Genomic DNA, 17,299 nt, shown 5'->3' on the forward strand with positions numbered 1-17,299 from the left:
CTATTTGCCAAGTGCTCTGCACTTCAGCGGATGGGGCGCACAACCGCTGATGTGTCTTTGCCGCCTACCAGGCTTAACGGTGTCAGCGGGTTGTGCTGGTCAAGCGCCATGATCACCGCGCTGATTTCACTGGCCGGCACCGCGGCACTGAGCAGGTAGCCCTGCACGTAATCGCAGCCATGTTTGATCAACAGCTCCAGTTGTTGCGGGGTTTCCACCCCCTCGGTGATGACTTGCAGGTGCAGGGTGTGGGCCATGCCGATGATCGCCTGGACAATCTCCATATCGGTGGTGGATTTGGGAATGTCCTGGATAAACGAACGGTCGATCTTCAGCGTGTTGAGGGGCAGGCGCTTGAGGTAGGAGAGGGAGGAGTAGCCGGTGCCGAAGTCGTCGATGGACAGTGCAACACCCAGCGCGCGGATTTGTCGCAGCAGGATCAGGGTGCTGCTGATGTTGCCCATCAAGGCGTTTTCGGTCACTTCCAGTTCCAGGCGACTGGCGGCGATGCCACTGCTGCGCAAGGCGTATTCGATTTCATCGGCCAGTTCGTCGCGGGACAGGTTCAGGGCCGAGCAGTTGACGGCCATGATCAGGTCCGGATGGCCTTGGTCCGTCAGCCAGCCCAGGTCGGCACAGGCTTGGCGTAGCACCCAGTTGTCCAGTTCGGCGATCAGGCCGTTGTTTTCGGCAATGCCGATAAACCGCTCGGGGGCCAGCAGCCCATGTTGCGGGTGTTGCCAGCGCACCAGCGCTTCGAGTCGTGTGACCTTGCCTTTGCGCAGGTCCAGGATCGGCTGGTAGTGCAGGACCAGTTCCTTTTGGTTGCGCAGTGCATTGCGCAGTTCCTCTTCCAGCTGCAGTTCAAGAAAGGCTCGGGTTTTCAGGTTGGAACTGAAGAAGTTCAGGCTGTTGCGCCCGCCATCCTTGGACTGATAAAGCGCCAGGTCGGCGGTTTTCAGCAGTTCCTCGCAGGTGGTTCCGTCCTCGGGAAACACGCTGATGCCGATGCTGGTGGTCATCACCATGCGCCGGCCGGCCAGTTCGATTGGCTCTTTCATTTTCTGCATGATGCGCTGGGCCATGTGCCGCGCTTCGTCGCGATGATGGATGTTGATCAGGATGCAGAACTCATCGCCGCCGAACCGGGCCACGACATCATTGTGGCTACGTACCGAACTCTTGATATGGCCGGCCAGGACTTTGAGTAGCTCATCGCCGGCGTCGTGGCCCAGGCTGTCGTTGATCCGTTTGAAGTGGTCGATGTCGAGGAAGATGACCGCGAGCATGCCCCCGGTCTGGGTTTTCTCCACGAGTTTTTCGGCGAAGATCTGGTTGAAGCCCCGGCGATTGAGCAGGCTGGTCAAGGCATCGTAATGAGCGACTTGCTGCAAGGACGCGCGCGCCTGGTCCAGCTCGCTCAGCAAGGCATTGACCCGACGCAGGTCACGCTCCTTGTGCTGCAACTTCTTGTCTGCGAGGGCCGCGCTGATGCTGCTGCCGATCACCAGCAACGTGATGACGGCCACCGACAGGCCCAGTTGCGTCGGGTTGTTGTCGACTGGCAATGAGGGCACGGCCCCATTGGGCACCAGCAATTGCATGGCGGCCATGCCGGTGAAGTGCATGCTGAGAATGCCGGCACCGAGCACCAGGCTGGCCCCGTACTTGAGCAGTTGGTGGAACATGCCGCTGCCACTGCGCAGGTAACTGGACAGCAGCAAGGCCGCCAGGCTGGCCCCGATGGCGATCGCCACCGACAACCCAAACAGCCCGCTGGAAAAATACACCTGGGCCTCGGAGCGCATGGCGGACATGCCCACGTAATGCATCAGGGCGATGCCCAGGCCCATCCAGATGGACGCCACCAGGTACCGATGAAAGCGCAGTTGGGCATGACTGAGGGTTTGCATGGCAAACAACGCCGCGATCATTGCGATCAGCAATGACGCAAAGGTCATGAACAGTTCGTAATGGATGGCGATGGGTGCCTGGAACGCCAGCATGCTGATGAAGTGAGTCGACCAGATCCCGCCGGCCAGGCAGCCGGCGCCGATCCAGCGCCAGCGGCGCTGTGCGGTCAGGTTGTCAACGTGGCTGACACGCTCGGCCATGTCCAGGGTGCCGAAGCCTGCTGCGCAGGCGACCAGGTACGCCAGTAGCACCAGAAAAGGGTTATGGGTGCAATTGAGTATTAGCTGCCCGCTCTCAGGAAGGGGGGTAAAAAAATGCAGACCCAGCCATTCCATAGCATGTCCCGTTACAGAGTCATCTCGTGTCACTGCGCGCGGCGATGACCTATGGAATCGAGTATAGAAGGCTCAACGGAATCGCAAGCAGTAATGGCATTTTGATTGCTACGATTTTGGCATGCCGCCCATAGCCAACAGTACTAAGCGCTGATGGGCAGCTCGAATTCGTAAGGCGGCTGCTCCAGTGGCGCCAGGCCAAATGCGGCGCGTGCGGCGTCGCAATCGACGTTCACCTCACCCTGGCTCCACGACGACTCGAAGTCCCGGCACACGCTGGAGCGCTGTTCGTAGATCGAACAGCGTGTGCCGTTGCCCACTTCGCCAATCAGGCTGCAACAACGGGCAGGTTTTTGGTCGGTGCCGATCATCGCCACCCGACTGGGGTTGATCTGTACTACGAGGTCATCGGGCACGGTGCCACCTGATGAAGCGCATTCGCCCCAAAAGAAAGACACGCGAAAGTATGAACAGCAGGCACCGCAACTCAGACACGGACTGGCATCGGACATGGCACGTCATCAATAGAGGGAAGGGGGAACTGCGGAAGGCTCGCTATTCTATTCCTGCCAAGGCGCTTGGGAAGGGGGGCCAGTGCTTATTTTTTTGTCGGTCGAAACGCTGTTGTTGCTGATGAAATTACGCCCTATCAGCTTTACGAATCATTACAGACAACTGGGCCGCGCCTGACTAGATTGCAGGTTCCGGGCAGGATGCGTCGGCATCGAGCCTCTATAACAATAAAGAGACGGACCCATGCAGAACTCGACCCAAGCGGCGAATGCCTGGCGCATTCTGTTCCTGCTGTTCCTGGCCAACCTGTTCAACTTCTTTGATCGCACGATCCCGGCGATCATCATCGAACCGATCCGCATGGAATGGCACCTCAGTGACTTCCAGCTCGGCATCATCGGTACCGCGTTCACCATCGTCTATGCCATTGCCGGCTTGCCCCTGGGGCGCCTGGCCGATACTGGCTCGCGCAGCAAACTGATGGGCTGGGGCCTGGCGAGCTGGAGTGCGCTGACGGCGGTCAACGGCATGGTTGGCAGTTTCTGGACTTTCCTGCTGGTGCGCATGGGCATCGGCATTGGCGAAGCCAGTTATGCACCCGCCGCCAACTCGCTGATCGGCGACCTGTTTCCGGCACACCGCCGCGCCCGGGCCATGGGGATTTTCATGCTGGGCCTGCCCTTGGGCCTGTTGCTGGCGTTCTTCACCATCGGCGCGATGGTCCAGGCGTTCGACAGCTGGCGTGCACCGTTCTTTATCGCGGCCATCCCGGGGCTGATCCTCGCGGTGTTCATGTTCTACATCAAGGAGCCCAAGCGCGGCGCCGCCGAGACCGTGCAAGTCTCCCAGGAGAAAGTCGATCGGCCGATCCGGCGCGTGTTGGCAGTGCCGACCTTCCTGTGGCTGGTGCTTGCCGGGTTGTGCTTCAACTTTGCTACCTATGCCTGCAACTCGTTCCTGGTGCCGATGCTGCAACGCTACTTCCTGATGCCGCTGCAAGAAGCTGCGGTGGCAACCGGGGTGATTGTTGGTGTGACCGGCTTGTTTGGCCTGACCCTGGGCGGGCTGGTGGCCGACAAGATTCACCAGCGTATCCCCAACGGCCGGCTGCTGTTTGCCGCGTTCAGCCTGATTATTTCCACGGTCTGCACCGCCTGGGCCCTGCACGCGGGGCGTATCGAGATTGGGGTGTTTGTCGCGGTATTCAGTGTGGGCTGGCTGTTTGCCTATAACTTCTATACCTGTGTGTACACGGCGATTCAGGACGTGGTGGAACCCCGCCTGCGGGCTACGGCCATGGCGCTGTTCTTTGCCGGCCTGTATCTGCTGGGTGGCGGTATGGGGCCAGTGGTGGTGGGTGCGTTGTCCGATCACTTTGCCCATGCGGCGATGTACGCGGCGGGTGCCGAACAAATGACCGAAGCGTTCAAGGCCGTGGGTTTGCATGACGCCATGTACCTGATTCCGGTGGCGCTGTTCCTGACCATGCTGTTTCTGTTTCAGGCTTCGCGGTGTTTTGTGCGCGATGCCAAGCGGATGAAGGATGGGTTGGGGGTGGTGGAGGTGCCGGGTCCGGCGGTTCCTGCTTGAGATCGAGGTGATGCCATCGCAGGCAAGCCAGCTCCCACAGTTGACCGAGTTGCCAACTGGAACACCGGTCAACTGTGGGAGCTGGCTTGCCTGCGATGAGGCCCTCAAGGCCCCATAAAAAAGGCCCGCATTGCGCGGGCCTTCTTGTTCAACAGGGCAGTGCGCGGATCAGCCCGCGACCAACACCCGAATCGCTTCCAACCGCAGCGCCGCCTTGTCGAGCATGGCCAGGCCTTGCTCGCGTTGTTGGCGCAGGGCAACCAGTTCGCTGTCGCGCACGGTCGGGTTGACCGCTTGCAGGGCGGTCAGGCGTGCCAGCTCTTCGTCGGTGTCTGCCGCCAGGCGACGTTGCGCCTCGGCCACACGCTCGGCGTGGCGCGGGGCGATTTTCTCTTCGCCGGCGTTGATCCGTGGCGTCAGCTGATCACGCTGGGCCTGTACGAACTTGTTGGCGCTGGCCCGTGGCACGCTTTCCAACTGATCGTTCAGGGTGGTGAACGACACACGGCCCGACAAGTCATTGCCGTTGGCATCCAGCAGGCAGCGCAAGGCTGCCGGTGGCAGGTAGCGGCCCAGTTGCAGCGAGCGCGGCGCCACGACTTCACTGACGTAGAGCAGTTCGAGCAATACGGTGCCTGGCTTGAGCGCCTTGTTCTTGATCAGCGCCACGGCGGTGTTGCCCATGGAGCCGGACAGCACCAGATCCATGCCACCCTGGACCATCGGGTGTTCCCAGGTGATGAACTGCATGTCTTCGCGAGACAGCGCCTGGTTGCGGTCGTAAGTGATGGTCACGCCTTCGTCGTCGCCGAGGGGGAAGCTGGCATCGAGCATTTTTTCGCTGGGCTTGAGGATCAGCGCGTTTTCCGAATGGTCTTCGCTGTCGATGCCGAAGGCGTCGAACAGGGTTTCCATATAGATCGGCAGGGTGAACTGATCGTCTTGCTCCAGGATGTCTTCGACCAGCGCATCACCTTCGCCAGCGCCGCCGGAGTTGAGCTCCAGCAGGCGGTCGCGGCCGGTGTGCAACTCGGCTTCCAGGCGCTCGCGCTCGGCGCGGGCTTGGTCGATCAGGCCTTGCCATTCGCCGTCGTCGGCGTTTTCCAACAGCGGCAGCAGGCGCGGGCCGAACTGGTGCTGCAAGGCGTTGCCGGTCGGGCAGGTATTAAGGAAGGCGTTCAGCGCTTCGTGGTACCACTGGAACAGCCGCTCTTGCGGGCTGGTTTCCAGGTACGGCACGTGCAATTCGATCACATGCTTCTGGCCGATCCGGTCCAGACGACCGATGCGTTGTTCCAGCAAGTCCGGGTGCGACGGCAGATCGAACAGCACCAGGTGGTGGGCGAACTGGAAGTTGCGGCCTTCACTGCCGATTTCCGAACAGATCAGCACCTGGGCGCCAAACTCTTCATCGGCGAAGTAGGCGGCGGCGCGGTCACGCTCAAGGATGTTCATGCCCTCGTGGAACACCGTGGCCGGAATGCCTGAACGCACGCGCAGGGCGTCTTCCAGGTCCATGGCGGTTTCCGCGTGGGCACAGATCACCAGGACCTTGGTGCGCTTGAGCATTTTCAACTGGTCGATCAGCCACTCGACGCGCGGGTCGAAGCGCCACCAGCGGTTTTCTTCTTCGATGTCCGGCTGCGACTGGAAGCTGACTTCCGGGTACAACTCGGCGTGCTCGCCCAGCGGTAGTTCCAGGTACTCGTCCGGGCACGGCAGCGGGTAGGCGTGCAGCTTGCGCTCGGGGAAGCCTTGCACCGCGGCGCGGGTGTTACGGAACAGCACGCGGCCGGTGCCGTGGCGGTCCAGCAGTTCCCGCACCAGGCGCGCGCTGGCTTCGGTGTCGCCATCGTTGACGGCGGCCAGCAGGGCTTCGCCTTCGTCGCCGAGGAACCCCAGGATGGTCTTGTGCGCGGCTGGCGAGAGGCGGCCCTTGTCCATCAGTTCCTGCACGGCTTCGGCTACCGGGCGATAGTTTTCGCTCTCGGCGCGGAAGGCTTTGACGTCGTGGAAACGGTTCGGGTCCAGCAGGCGCAGGCGCGCAAAGTGGCTGTCCTGGCCCAGTTGCTCCGGGGTTGCGGTCAGCAGCAGCACGCCGGGAATGGTCTCGGCCAACTGCTCAACCAACTGGTATTGCGCGCTGGCTTTTTCTTCGTGCCAGACCAGGTGGTGCGCTTCGTCGACCACCATCAAGTCCCAGCCGGCGGCGAACAGCGCATCCTGGGCTTTTTCGTCGTCCACCAGCCATTCCAGGGCCACCAGCGCAAGCTGGGTGTCTTCGAACGGGTTGCTGGCATCGCTTTCGATAAAACGTTCTTCGTCAAACAACGCAACCTGCAGGTTGAAACGCCGGCGCATCTCCACCAGCCATTGGTGCTGCAGGTTTTCCGGGACCAGGATCAACACGCGATTGGCGCGCCCGGACAGCAACTGGCGATGGATCACCAGGCCGGCTTCGATGGTCTTGCCCAGGCCTACTTCGTCGGCCAGCAGAACCCGTGGTGCGATACGGTCAGCCACTTCACGGGCAATGTGCAATTGGTGCGCAATCGGCTGCGCACGCACACCACCCAGGCCCCAGAGCGAGGACTGCAACTGGCGGCTGGTGTGTTCCAGGGTGTGGTAACGCAAGGAGAACCAGGCCAGCGGGTCAATCTGCCCGGCGAACAGGCGGTCGCTGGCGAGGCGGAACTGGATGAAGTTCGACAGTTGGGTTTCCGGCAGGGTGACCTGCTCGTTCTGCCCATTGAGGCCGTGGTAGACCAGCAGGCCGTCGACATCGTCGACTTCGCGCACGGTCATTTTCCAGCCTTCGAAATGGGTGATGCTGTCACCCGGCGAGAACCTCACGCGAGTGAGGGGCGCATTCCGTAGCGCGTACTGGCGGGTGTCGCCAGTGGCCGGATAGAGCACGGTCAACAAGCGCCCGTCCTGTGCCAGAACGGTGCCTAACCCCAGCTCTGCTTCGCTGTCACTAATCCAGCGTTGCCCCGGTTGATACTGCTGCGCCATGCTGCCTGACTCCCGCCGTGAAAAAGCCGACTATTCTAACGGAACAAGGTCCCCAGCCAAAGGACTCTGACAAAAACTACTCCGCTTGCAGGGATCAAAGCGGGCGATTCGACGGGTGGCAGGGCACGGCTGACTGACGACTGGGTCACAAGTTGGCAGCCCCAACCTCAAGTCGTTGGCGCAGCAGCCGACAGCCTGCTGACAGGAGACCCATAATTATGCTGCCACCGATCTTGCCCTTGAGTGTTGTGCCGGTCACATCGCAACTCGACCCCGTGCGCCCAAAGCCCGATATTCCACCGGTGGTCCCCGCGCAACCGAGTTCCAATGAAAGCACCATCGACCTCAAGCACCGTGACGCCGAACAATCGACCTTAATGCTGCGCGAAGAACAACGGCGCCAGCAGGAACAGCAAAAACGCCGGCGTGAGGCCGATGAAGATCCCGAGCAGCACTTGGCTATTCCCGGTGATGAGCTCAACGCCGATAACACGGTGCCTGTGGCGCCGCTGATAGAGGACGCGCCCCGCCAGGGGTTGTGGGTGGACGTCGAGGTTTGACCCCTGAGCGGGCCAGGCCGCATTATTGAGCCATTCCAACCACCACGTAAGCCATGCCATGAGTGATGACAAGCTGATCGACCTGAGTGCCGAGCGGGCCAAACGGGTCCATGACCTCAATGACAAGCGCCTTAATGAAGTGCGCCAGGCGTTTGAGCAGGCCATGCCCTTGGGCAAAGGTAAGAAAAAGTCGAAAAACAAACCGAAAAAACGCTGAACGGCCCTGAATCTGTTGATTCAGGTCAGTTATTCCCCTTCTTTACGCCCCGTTGCGGGCGACATTGATCCCCGTCAATTTCTCCTCCCGACTTCTTGGTTAACTTAGCCCCATCGCAACAGGGCAAGAGCAGGAGGCCGGTCATGTTTTTCGATAATGTGGTTTTCGCCGGGGTGCTGACTGTCGGCCTCATGGTGCTGTTTTTTGTAGGGTTTGGTTTTTTTATCTGGAAAGACGCGAACAAGCGTAAAAAACCATAGGTTTTTCCGGGTTACATGAGCACGCAAGGCATTTTGGGCGACTTCGGTCGCCCTTTTTTTTTGCCCGGATTTTGAAATGATCTCTGTAGGCGCCGATAAATCGGCGCATAAAAAAGGCGCGACCCTCGCAGGTCACGCCTTTTTCAATTGCGCGGGCTGTTAACTGCCCAGCGCCTTGGAGGCCAGCCAGAACAAGCCGGCCGACAGACTCACCGTCGCCGGCAGGGTCAGTACCCAAGCCATCAGGATGGTTTTCACCGTACCGCCTTGCAGGCCGCTTTTGTTGGCGACCATGGTCCCCGCCACGCCCGAAGACAGGACGTGGGTGGTGGATACCGGCAGGGCGAAGATGTTGGCAAAGCCAATCATGGTGGCCGTGGTGATTTGCGCCGACATGCCCTGGGCATAGGTCATGCCCTGTTTGCCGATCTTCTCACCGATGGTCAGTACCACACGTTTCCAACCCACCATGGTGCCCAGGCCAAGGGCCAGGGCCACGGCGAGGATCACCCAGAATGGGGCGTATTCGGTGGTGGCGGTCAGGTCTTTGCGCAGTTTTTCCAGGTCTGACTTCTCGCGGGCTTCAAGGCCGGGCAGCTTGCCGACTTTCTTCGCGGTGTCGTCCAGGCACAGCAGGTAGCGACGTACTTCAATACGCTGGTCGGAAGTCAGTGAACGGTAGTCGGAGACACCCTTCAATGTGCCGAGAAGGGCGTTGATGGTCGGCTCGGTCTGTTGAGGGTTGCAGCGGAACTTGCCAGGCAGGTCGTCTTTGACACTTTTGCCCAGGGCGAGGAATTCGCCGAGGGTTTCGTGATTGCGCTGGTAGAACTGGTTGAGGTGCAGGGTGGCGTCGCGGGTGCGCTCGATCTGGTAGGTGGTGCTGCCCAGATCGAGTACGAACTGTGCGGGCACGATACCAATCAGCACCAGCATGATCAGGCCGATACCTTTCTGACCGTCGTTGGAGCCATGCACGAAACTCACGGCCATCGCCGAAATCACCAGTACCAGGCGGTTCCAGAACGGCGGGTGTTTCTTGTCGTCGAGCTTGCGGCGCTGGTCCGGCGTCTTGTGCATCTTGGACAGTGGACGCCACCATTTAAGGCCAATCAACACCAGGGCTGCGACCAGGAAGCCGGCCATGGGCGAGAACACCAGCGAGGCGCCGATATCGATCGCCTTCTGCCAATTGACCCCGTCAGCCAATGGAATGTCGTTGATCAAGGCATTGGCCAGGCCGACACCGAGGATCGAACCGATCAGGGTGTGGGAGCTGGATGCCGGGATCCCGAAATACCAGGTGCCGAGGTTCCAGGTAATGGCGGCGGCTAATAATGAAAACACCATGGCCAGACCATGGCCGGTATTCACATTGATCAGCAACTCCACCGGCAGCAGATGCACGATGGCATAGGCAACGCCTACCCCGCCGAGCAACACGCCAAGGAAGTTGAACACCCCGGAAAAGAATACGGCCAGGTGCGGCGGCATCGCTTTGGTATAGATGACTGTGGCCACCGCGTTAGCGGTGTCATGAAAGCCATTGATGAACTCGAAGGCGAGGACAAAGGCGAGGGCGAGCAGCAGGCTCACAAGAACCCAAGCATCTAGTCCGCTGAATAAATCGATCATGAAGGTTTTATGACCCGGTCGTAAGGGGGCGCGATTATGCCAGAAAACCTCAGTAATCTATGCACTAGCTGCTCGCCGGTAACATTCTTCAACGAATTAGTTTGGAGGAGGGGTGCGGCTACCAGATATTTCGGTGGTTTGGCAACTCATTGATTTATAAAGAATAGGTGTGTCGATGGAGGGTGCGACAATTGGGAGGAGCGGTCTGAAACGGCTGTATGAAATTTCGTGATGGGGCGAAAGGTGCCGATTGGCGGGCATAGCCAAGGCGCCCCTGCCAGGAGGTGCTGGCAGGGCGATGACGTGTCAGGAAGGCTCAGTCCGACAGAGCTTATGGCTCTTCGGCCTTGAGGTCCTTTTCGATCTTTTGGATTTCCTGGGCAAAAGCCTGGTCGAGCAGACTGGCCCGTTTGCGCCATGGTTTGCGCTCAGGCTCTGGTTGGGCGGCGTAGGTGGTGACTTCCCCGCCGTAAACATCCTTGTAACGTTGTTCCTGGCGCTCAAGTTCTGCGCGCAGTTCGTCTTTCGTCACATTGTTACCTAATTGAGTTGAGTTGATTCCAGTGAAGCGTGATGCCACTTTTACTGCACAGGGTCACAGCACGGGGTAAGAACAGCTGTCGTAGCAACAGTTTTCTTTTACTTCACAATAATGGGCTGACAGTGGAACTGTGCCCCCCTTAATTGCGACCAAGGCGAGGACAAGGCAACGACGAGGTTCGCTGGCGTCATGGATCGTTCTCGACGGCCACTCGCCTTTATCGCACGGTGCATTATAGCGGCGCATTTGAATAAGACTATCGTCAACAAGTTAAAAATCGTCAACTTTGCTTATGCGTATTGTCAGCCCAATAATGTCGGGAACTTGACGCCACACTTGCCAAATAGTCTGTATATGACGATTTAATGTAAACGGGCATTAATTCAATCAACGTCATTGCGGCTAATACCCTTCAGTTAAGCGAGCACCCTGACAGTCCCGCAGCAGGAAATTGCGATTATCGAATGACCGTCCGATAATCGCCCAATGTTGGCGGCCTTGCCTTGTGTATCCGTTGCCGACCGGCTTGTAATGGTGATCGACAATAAGAGAAAGGACCTGAAATGAACGATCAATTGCGCAACTCTTTCGCCTCAGTGGCGCCGCCGATCGTTGCCTCACCGGCCAAGCGTATCCAGGCTTTTACCGGCGACCCCGACTTCATGACCTCCCTGGCCCGTGGGTTGGCTGTGGTGCAGGCGTTCCAGGAGCGCAAGCGTCACCTGACCATCGCGCAGATCAGCCATCGCACGGAAATCCCCCGCGCTGCCGTCAGGCGTTGCCTGCATACCTTGATCAAGCTCGGCTACGCCACTACGGACGGGCGCACCTACTCCCTGCTGCCCAAGGTCCTGACCCTGGGGCACGCCTATCTGTCTTCCACGCCCCTGGCGGTTTCTGCCCAGCCCTATCTGGATCGCATGAGCGAGCAACTGCACGAAGCCTGCAACATGGCGACCCTGGAAGGCGACGACATCCTCTATATCGCCCGTTCCGCCACGACCCAGCGCCTGATCTCGGTGGACCTCTCGGTGGGTGGACGGCTGCCGGCCTATTGCACGTCCATGGGCCGGATCCTGCTGGCCGCCCTGGATGATGCGTCGTTGCAGGACTACCTCGATCATGCCGAGCTGCAAACCAAGACCAGCCGCACCCTGACTACCCCCGCCGAACTGCTGGAGTGTCTGCAACAAGTGCGGCAACAGGGCTGGTGCATCGTCGATCAGGAGTTGGAGCAGGGCCTGCGCTCCATCGCCGTACCAGTGTACGACGCGTCGGGCCAGGTATTGGCCGCGCTCAATGTCAGCACTCACGCGGGCCGGGTCAGCCGCAGCGAACTGGAACAGCGTTTCCTGCCGAGCATGTTGAGCGCCAGCCAGGAGCTGAGCGCCCAGTTGTTTGCGTAAGCTGTTCGGTGACCGCACAGATCCCGGCCTGAGCAATTGACGGTGTTTCCCCTGGCTCATTAATGTCGCGGCAGCGTCATTGACCGCGACGACGCCTACCGTCGCGGCATCGGTTTCGCCCCAATAATAATGACGACTCGCCGTCGTTCGCCCGCCCATCGGTGTGGAAATAAAAATAATGAATCAGCCTTCACCTTCTGTTGGTACGTGTCTGGACGTGCAGTCCTTTATCAATGCACAACCGTTGTCCCGCTATCAGTGGCGGGTGGTGATCCTGTGCTTCCTGATTGTCTTCCTCGACGGGCTGGACACCGCGGCCATGGGCTTCATTGCGCCGGCGCTGTCCCAGGATTGGGGGATCGACCGTGCCAGCCTCGGCCCGGTGATGAGTGCCGCGCTGATCGGCATGGTGTTTGGCGCCCTGGGCTCCGGTCCCTTGGCCGACCGTTTTGGTCGCAAGATGGTGCTGGTGGGCGCCGTGCTGGTGTTCGGCGCCTTCAGCCTGGCCTCGGCCTACAGCACCAACGTGGATCAGTTGTTGGTGTTGCGTTTTCTGACTGGCCTGGGCCTGGGCGCCGGTATGCCGAACGCCACGACATTGCTGTCCGAATACACGCCGGAGCGTCACAAGTCGCTGCTGGTGACCAGCATGTTCTGCGGTTTCAACCTGGGCATGGCCGGTGGCGGATTTATCTCGGCCAAGCTGATTCCGATGTTCGGCTGGCACAGCCTGCTGTTGATCGGCGGCATCCTGCCATTGATGCTGGTCGGCGTGCTGGTGCTGTGGTTGCCGGAGTCGGCGCGCTACCTGGTGGTGCGCAATCGCGGCACGGACAAGGTGCGCAAGGCCCTGGCGCCCATCGACCCGGTCATTGTCGCCCAGGCCTCAAGCTTCAGTGTCCCGGAACAGAAAACCGTCAAGGCGCGCAACGTGTTCGCGGTGATCTTCTCCGGCACCTACAGCGCCGGCACCCTGTTGCTGTGGCTGACGTACTTCATGGGCCTGGTGATTGTGTACCTGCTGACCAGTTGGCTGCCAACCCTGATGCGCGACAGCGGCGCCAGCATGGAGCAGGCGGCGTTCATTGGCGCGTTGTTCCAGTTCGGTGGCGTACTCAGTGCCGTGGGTGTGGGCTGGGCCATGGACCGGTTCAATCCGCACAAGGTCATCGGAGCGTTCTACCTATTGGCCGGGGTATTTGCCTACGCCGTGGGCCAGAGCCTGGGCAACATCACCCTCTTGGCGACCCTGGTGTTGATTGCCGGGATGTGCGTCAACGGTGCGCAATCGGCGATGCCTTCGTTGGCTGCGCGGTTTTACCCGACCCAGGGGCGTGCCACAGGTGTCTCGTGGATGCTGGGGATCGGGCGCTTTGGCGCGATCCTCGGTGCGTGGATGGGCGCCACTTTGCTGGGGTTGGGCTGGAACTTCGAGCAGGTGCTGACGGCGCTGGTGATTCCGGCGGCATTGGCCACCACCGCGGTAGTGATCAAAGGCCTGGTTAGTCATGCGGATGCCACCTGAGACTTAAAGCAGGCACGGTTCAAAAATGTGGGAGCGGGCAAGCCCGCTCCCGCATTTGACCGTGTTCGTCTTGAAAGATAGCTAGGCAACAATCTGTTCGATTATCGAACGGATAGTCGATTATCGGATTGTTTGGCCCATTGCCCCGGCTTACTCTTCAAGCACTTCGGCGCTGCCTCCAGTGCCTTTTTCGACCTATATCGGGAGCCCAACCCCATGGCTGAAATCCTTTCGCTGGCTGATGCGGTAAAGCAGTTCGTCAATGACGGCGATACCGTCGCGCTCGAAGGCTTTACCCACCTGATCCCTACAGCGGCAGGTCATGAAATCATTCGTCAGGGCAAGAAAGACCTGACGCTGGTACGCATGACGCCCGATCTGATCTACGACCAACTGATCGGGGCCGGTTGTGCGCGCAAACTGATTTTCTCCTGGGGTGGCAACCCTGGCGTGGGTTCCCTGCATCGCCTGCGGGACGCGGTCGAGAAGCAATGGCCGCAACCGCTGGAGATCGAAGAACACAGCCATGCCGACCTGGCCAACGCCTACGTGGCCGGCGCTTCCGGCCTGCCGTTCGCGGTACTGCGGGCGTATGCCGGCTCCGACCTGCCCAAGGTCAACCCGTTGATCAAGACCGTGACCTGCCCCTTCACTGGCGAAGTGCTGGCGGCGGTACCGTCGGTGCGCCCGGACATCACCGTGATCCATGCGCAAAAGGCCGATCGCAAGGGCAACGTGCTGCTGTGGGGGATCCTTGGGGTGCAGAAAGAGGCGGCATTGGCGGCCAAGCGTTGCATCGTTACCGTCGAAGAGATCGTCGATGACCTCAACGCGCCGATGAACGCCTGCGTGCTGCCGACCTGGGCCCTGACCGCCGTGTGCCATGTGCCGGGTGGCGCGCATCCGTCCTACGCCCACGGTTACACCGAACGCGACAATCGCTTCTATCAAGCCTGGGACCCGATCGCTCGGGATCGTGGGACATTTACCGCCTGGATCGATGAATACATCCACGGCACTGCTGACTTCAGTCAATTCCAGGCCAAACTGGCTGCCGCGCAGGAGGCCAAGTAATGGCTTACTCGACCAATGAAATGATGACCGTCGCCGCCGCGCGCCGCCTGAAGAACGGTTCGGTGTGCTTCGTCGGCATCGGCTTGCCATCCAAGGCCGCCAACCTGGCACGCCTGACATCTTCCCCCGATGTGGTGTTGATCTACGAGTCCGGCCCGATTGGCGCCAAGCCATCGGTGTTGCCGCTGTCCATTGGTGACGGCGAGTTGGCAGAAACCGCCGACACCGTCGTGCCCACCGGTGAGATTTTTCGCTACTGGCTGCAAGGCGGGCGCATTGACGTCGGTTTTCTTGGGGCGGCCCAGGTCGACCGTTTCGGCAATATCAACACCACCGTGGTCGGTGACTATCATCAGCCCAAGGTGCGCCTGCCGGGCGCCGGTGGCGCGCCGGAAATTGCCGGCTCCGCCAAGAGCGTACTGATCATCCTCAAGCAGTCGTCCCGTTCGTTCGTCGACAAACTGGACTTCATTACCTCGGTCGGCCATGGCGAAGGCGGCGACTCGCGCAAGCGCCTCGGCCTGCCAGGCGCGGGCCCGGTGGGGATCATCACCGACCTGTGCATCATGGAGCCGGAGGAGGGCAGCCATGAATTCGTGGTCACGGCTTTGCACCCTGGCGTGACCCGCGAGCAAGTGATCGCCGCCACCGGTTGGGCGGTGCGCTTTGCCGATCAACTCGGCACCAGCGCCGAACCGACCGAGGTCGAACTGAATGCCTTGCGCGACCTTGAAGCCCGTACCGCCGCCGCCCATGGCCAAGCCCCAGGAGAAGCCTGATGCGCGATGTGTTTATCTGTGATGCCATCCGTACCCCCATCGGCCGCTTCGGCGGTGGCCTGTCCACCGTGCGCGCCGATGACCTGGCGGCCTTGCCGATCAAGGCGCTGATGGTGCGCAACCCGTCGGTGGACTGGAACGCGGTGGACGAGGTGTTCCTCGGCTGCGCCAACCAGGCGGGCGAAGACAATCGCAACGTGGCCCGCATGGCTTCGCTGCTGGCCGGCTTGCCATCGAGCATCCCTGGCGTGACCCTCAACCGTTTGTGTGCCTCGGGCATGGACGCCATCGGCACCGCGTTCCGCGCCATCGCCAGTGGCGAAATGGAGCTGGCGATTGCCGGTGGCGTCGAGTCGATGTCCCGTGCGCCATTCGTGATGGGCAAGGCGGACGCCGCGTTCTCGCGCAATATGAAGCTGGAAGACACCACCATCGGCTGGCGCTTTATCAACCCGTTGATGAAGGCCCAGTACGGCGTCGATGCCATGCCGCAGACCGCTGACAATGTGGCGGATGACTATAAAGTCTCGCGCGCCGACCAGGACGCCTTCGCCTTGCGCAGCCAGCAACGCACGGCCGCTGCCCAGGCCGCCGGGTTCTTCGCTGAAGAAATCGTGCCGGTGCGGGTCGCCCACAAAAAAGGCGAGACCCTGGTTGAACACGACGAGCATCCACGCGCCGACACCACCCTCGAAGCCCTGACCAGGCTCAAGCCCGTCAATGGCCCGGACAAGACCGTCACCGCCGGCAACGCCTCCGGGGTCAACGATGGGGCTGCGGCCTTGATCCTGGCCAGCGCCGAAGCCGTGAAAAAGCATGGTTTGACTGCCCGCGCCCGGGTGCTGGGCATGGCCAGTGCCGGGGTCGAACCCCGTGTGATGGGCATCGGCCCGGTGCCTGCGGTGCGCAAGTTGGTCGAGCGCCTGGGCCTGGCCGTCAGCGACTTTGATGTGATCGAACTCAACGAAGCCTTCGCCAGCCAAGGCCTGGCGGTGCTGCGTGAGTTGGGCCTGGCGGACGACGCGGCGCAGGTCAACCCGAACGGTGGCGCGATTGCCTTGGGCCATCCACTGGGCATGAGCGGTGCGCGCCTGGTCTTGACCGCGCTGCATCAACTGGAAAAAACCGGTGGCAGCAAAGGCCTGGCGACCATGTGTGTCGGCGTCGGCCAAGGCTTGGCCCTGGCGATCGAACGCGTTTGAGACTGACAAGAATAAAGAGGATTACTCCATGAGTGACAAGCCCGGATATCGGCGCCCGCAAGCGGGTACTCAGCCTGATTACCTGCACCCGGACTATCAGTCGACGAACCTGCGTTCGCCGTCCAAGCCGTTGGTGTTTCTGCCCCATTCGCTGTCGGAAATCACCGGCCCGACCATCGGCGCCGAACGCATTACCGAGAAAGACAACGACCTGACCGCCCAGCACGATGGCGAGCCGCAAGGCGAGCGCATCATCATTCATGGCCGGGTCCTGGACGAAAACGGCCTGCCGGTGCCGGGCATCCTGGTAGAGATCTGGCAGGCTAACGCCGCCGGTCGCTACAACCACCAGCGCGATTTGCACGACGCGCCCCTGGACCCGAACTTTACCGGCACCGGTCGCACCGTCACCGATGCCGATGGCTGGTACCAGTTCCAGACCATCAAGCCCGGCGCCTATCCGTGGGGCAACCACCATAACGCCTGGCGCCCCGCGCACATCCACTTCTCGCTGTTCGGCCCCAGCGTGCTGACGCGCTTGGTGACCCAGATGTACTTCCCCGGCGACCCGCTGCTGGCCTATGACCCGATCTACAACTGTGTGCCGGACACTTCGGCCAAGGAACGCCTGATCGCCCGTTTCGACCTGGAAAAGACCGTGCCGCACTACGCCCTCGGCTACCGCTGGGACATCGTCCTGCGCGGCCGCGACGCCACGCCGATGGAGAAATGA

Annotated in this window: 15 protein-coding genes; 10 read left to right on the top strand and 5 right to left on the bottom strand. The window is 60.7% G+C overall.

Going from position 1 to position 17,299, the window contains the following annotated elements; all coding sequences use genetic code 11:
* Positions 1-23: 23 nt before the first annotated feature.
* Together KL786_RS16235 and KL786_RS16240 are read right to left on the bottom strand one after the other, a co-directional pair.
* A complete protein-coding gene (locus KL786_RS16235; protein WP_215518271.1) occupies positions 24-2,249 on the bottom strand; it encodes a putative bifunctional diguanylate cyclase/phosphodiesterase in 2,226 nt (741 codons plus the stop codon).
* Between the two features lie 143 nt (positions 2,250-2,392).
* Positions 2,393-2,761, bottom strand: coding sequence for a YkgJ family cysteine cluster protein (locus KL786_RS16240; protein WP_215518272.1), 369 nt, complete (start codon positions 2,759-2,761; stop codon positions 2,393-2,395).
* 244 nt (positions 2,762-3,005) lie between these two features.
* Between KL786_RS16240 and KL786_RS16245 the strand changes: the two genes are divergently transcribed.
* Positions 3,006-4,352 (top strand): spinster family MFS transporter, encoded by a 1,347-nt coding sequence (locus tag KL786_RS16245; RefSeq protein WP_215518273.1) that lies wholly within the window; start codon positions 3,006-3,008, stop codon positions 4,350-4,352.
* A 168-nt stretch (positions 4,353-4,520) separates the two neighbouring features.
* On the opposite strand, the gene rapA is transcribed toward KL786_RS16245, so the two are convergent.
* On the bottom strand, positions 4,521-7,367 hold the full coding sequence (rapA, locus tag KL786_RS16250; protein ID WP_215518274.1) for an RNA polymerase-associated protein RapA: 2,847 nt from the start codon (positions 7,365-7,367) through the stop codon (positions 4,521-4,523).
* A gap of 218 nt (positions 7,368-7,585) precedes the next feature.
* Here rapA and KL786_RS16255 point away from each other — a divergent pair, with 218 nt between their 5' ends.
* The 3 genes from KL786_RS16255 (at position 7,586) to ccoM (ending at position 8,404) form a co-directional block, all read left to right on the top strand.
* Positions 7,586-7,927: a hypothetical protein gene (locus tag KL786_RS16255; RefSeq protein WP_029297088.1), complete on the top strand. Its 342-nt coding sequence runs from the start codon at positions 7,586-7,588 to the stop codon at positions 7,925-7,927.
* Between the two features lie 58 nt (positions 7,928-7,985).
* Positions 7,986-8,144, top strand: a complete 159-nt coding sequence (locus tag KL786_RS16260; protein WP_215518275.1) for a hypothetical protein — start codon at positions 7,986-7,988, stop codon at positions 8,142-8,144.
* 143 nt (positions 8,145-8,287) lie between these two features.
* The gene (gene ccoM / locus KL786_RS29875) at positions 8,288-8,404 is read left to right on the top strand and encodes a cytochrome c oxidase subunit CcoM (protein ID WP_029297086.1); all 117 of its coding nucleotides are present in this window, start codon (positions 8,288-8,290) and stop codon (positions 8,402-8,404) included.
* Between the two features lie 159 nt (positions 8,405-8,563).
* Here the strand turns inward: ccoM and KL786_RS16265 are convergent, their stop codons facing one another.
* Positions 8,564-10,039, bottom strand: coding sequence for an inorganic phosphate transporter (locus KL786_RS16265; RefSeq protein WP_032858061.1), 1,476 nt, complete (start codon positions 10,037-10,039; stop codon positions 8,564-8,566).
* Between the two features lie 331 nt (positions 10,040-10,370).
* Positions 10,371-10,571: a hypothetical protein gene (locus KL786_RS16270; protein ID WP_029297082.1), complete on the bottom strand. Its 201-nt coding sequence runs from the start codon at positions 10,569-10,571 to the stop codon at positions 10,371-10,373.
* A 572-nt stretch (positions 10,572-11,143) separates the two neighbouring features.
* On the opposite strand from KL786_RS16270, the gene pcaR reads away from it, so the two are divergent.
* From pcaR to pcaH, 6 genes are all read left to right on the top strand, one after another.
* The gene (pcaR, locus tag KL786_RS16275; RefSeq protein ID WP_032858059.1) at positions 11,144-11,986 is read left to right on the top strand and encodes a pca regulon transcriptional regulator PcaR; all 843 of its coding nucleotides are present in this window, start codon (positions 11,144-11,146) and stop codon (positions 11,984-11,986) included.
* A gap of 178 nt (positions 11,987-12,164) precedes the next feature.
* Complete coding sequence (gene pcaK / locus KL786_RS16280; protein ID WP_215518276.1) at positions 12,165-13,511, top strand: 4-hydroxybenzoate transporter PcaK; 1,347 nt, start codon at positions 12,165-12,167, stop codon at positions 13,509-13,511.
* 216 nt (positions 13,512-13,727) lie between these two features.
* Positions 13,728-14,585, top strand: coding sequence for a CoA transferase subunit A (locus tag KL786_RS16285; RefSeq protein WP_029297076.1), 858 nt, complete (start codon positions 13,728-13,730; stop codon positions 14,583-14,585).
* A complete protein-coding gene (locus tag KL786_RS16290) occupies positions 14,585-15,364 on the top strand; it encodes a CoA-transferase subunit beta (protein ID WP_215518277.1) in 780 nt (259 codons plus the stop codon). Before KL786_RS16285 ends, KL786_RS16290 begins: the two co-directional genes overlap by 1 nt.
* The gene (pcaF, locus tag KL786_RS16295) at positions 15,361-16,566 is read left to right on the top strand and encodes a 3-oxoadipyl-CoA thiolase (protein WP_215518320.1); all 1,206 of its coding nucleotides are present in this window, start codon (positions 15,361-15,363) and stop codon (positions 16,564-16,566) included. The genes KL786_RS16290 and pcaF overlap by 4 nt, the downstream gene beginning before the upstream one ends.
* A gap of 28 nt (positions 16,567-16,594) precedes the next feature.
* The gene (pcaH, locus tag KL786_RS16300; protein ID WP_215518278.1) at positions 16,595-17,299 is read left to right on the top strand and encodes a protocatechuate 3,4-dioxygenase subunit beta; all 705 of its coding nucleotides are present in this window, start codon (positions 16,595-16,597) and stop codon (positions 17,297-17,299) included.

The organism is Pseudomonas sp. TAE6080, assembly GCF_018732265.1.
GTDB classification, from domain to species: domain Bacteria; phylum Pseudomonadota; class Gammaproteobacteria; order Pseudomonadales; family Pseudomonadaceae; genus Aquipseudomonas; species Aquipseudomonas brenneri.

Bases quoted from the DNA above. Each gene is read 5' to 3' on its own strand.
- KL786_RS16240 (WP_215518272.1), bottom strand. From the start codon at position 2,761: ATGTCCGATGCCAGTCCGTGTCTGAGTTGCGGTGCCTGCTGTTCATAC.
- KL786_RS16255 (WP_029297088.1), top strand. From the start codon at position 7,586: ATGCTGCCACCGATCTTGCCCTTGAGTGTTGTGCCGGTCACATCGCAA.
- ccoM (WP_029297086.1), top strand. From the start codon at position 8,288: ATGTTTTTCGATAATGTGGTTTTCGCCGGGGTGCTGACTGTCGGCCTC.
- KL786_RS16290 (WP_215518277.1), top strand. From the start codon at position 14,585: ATGGCTTACTCGACCAATGAAATGATGACCGTCGCCGCCGCGCGCCGC.
- rapA (WP_215518274.1), bottom strand. From the start codon at position 7,367: ATGGCGCAGCAGTATCAACCGGGGCAACGCTGGATTAGTGACAGCGAA.
- KL786_RS16260 (WP_215518275.1), top strand. From the start codon at position 7,986: ATGAGTGATGACAAGCTGATCGACCTGAGTGCCGAGCGGGCCAAACGG.
- KL786_RS16265 (WP_032858061.1), bottom strand. From the start codon at position 10,039: ATGATCGATTTATTCAGCGGACTAGATGCTTGGGTTCTTGTGAGCCTG.
- KL786_RS16245 (WP_215518273.1), top strand. From the start codon at position 3,006: ATGCAGAACTCGACCCAAGCGGCGAATGCCTGGCGCATTCTGTTCCTG.
- KL786_RS16285 (WP_029297076.1), top strand. From the start codon at position 13,728: ATGGCTGAAATCCTTTCGCTGGCTGATGCGGTAAAGCAGTTCGTCAAT.
- pcaH (WP_215518278.1), top strand. From the start codon at position 16,595: ATGAGTGACAAGCCCGGATATCGGCGCCCGCAAGCGGGTACTCAGCCT.
- KL786_RS16235 (WP_215518271.1), bottom strand. From the start codon at position 2,249: ATGGAATGGCTGGGTCTGCATTTTTTTACCCCCCTTCCTGAGAGCGGG.
- pcaR (WP_032858059.1), top strand. From the start codon at position 11,144: ATGAACGATCAATTGCGCAACTCTTTCGCCTCAGTGGCGCCGCCGATC.
- pcaK (WP_215518276.1), top strand. From the start codon at position 12,165: ATGAATCAGCCTTCACCTTCTGTTGGTACGTGTCTGGACGTGCAGTCC.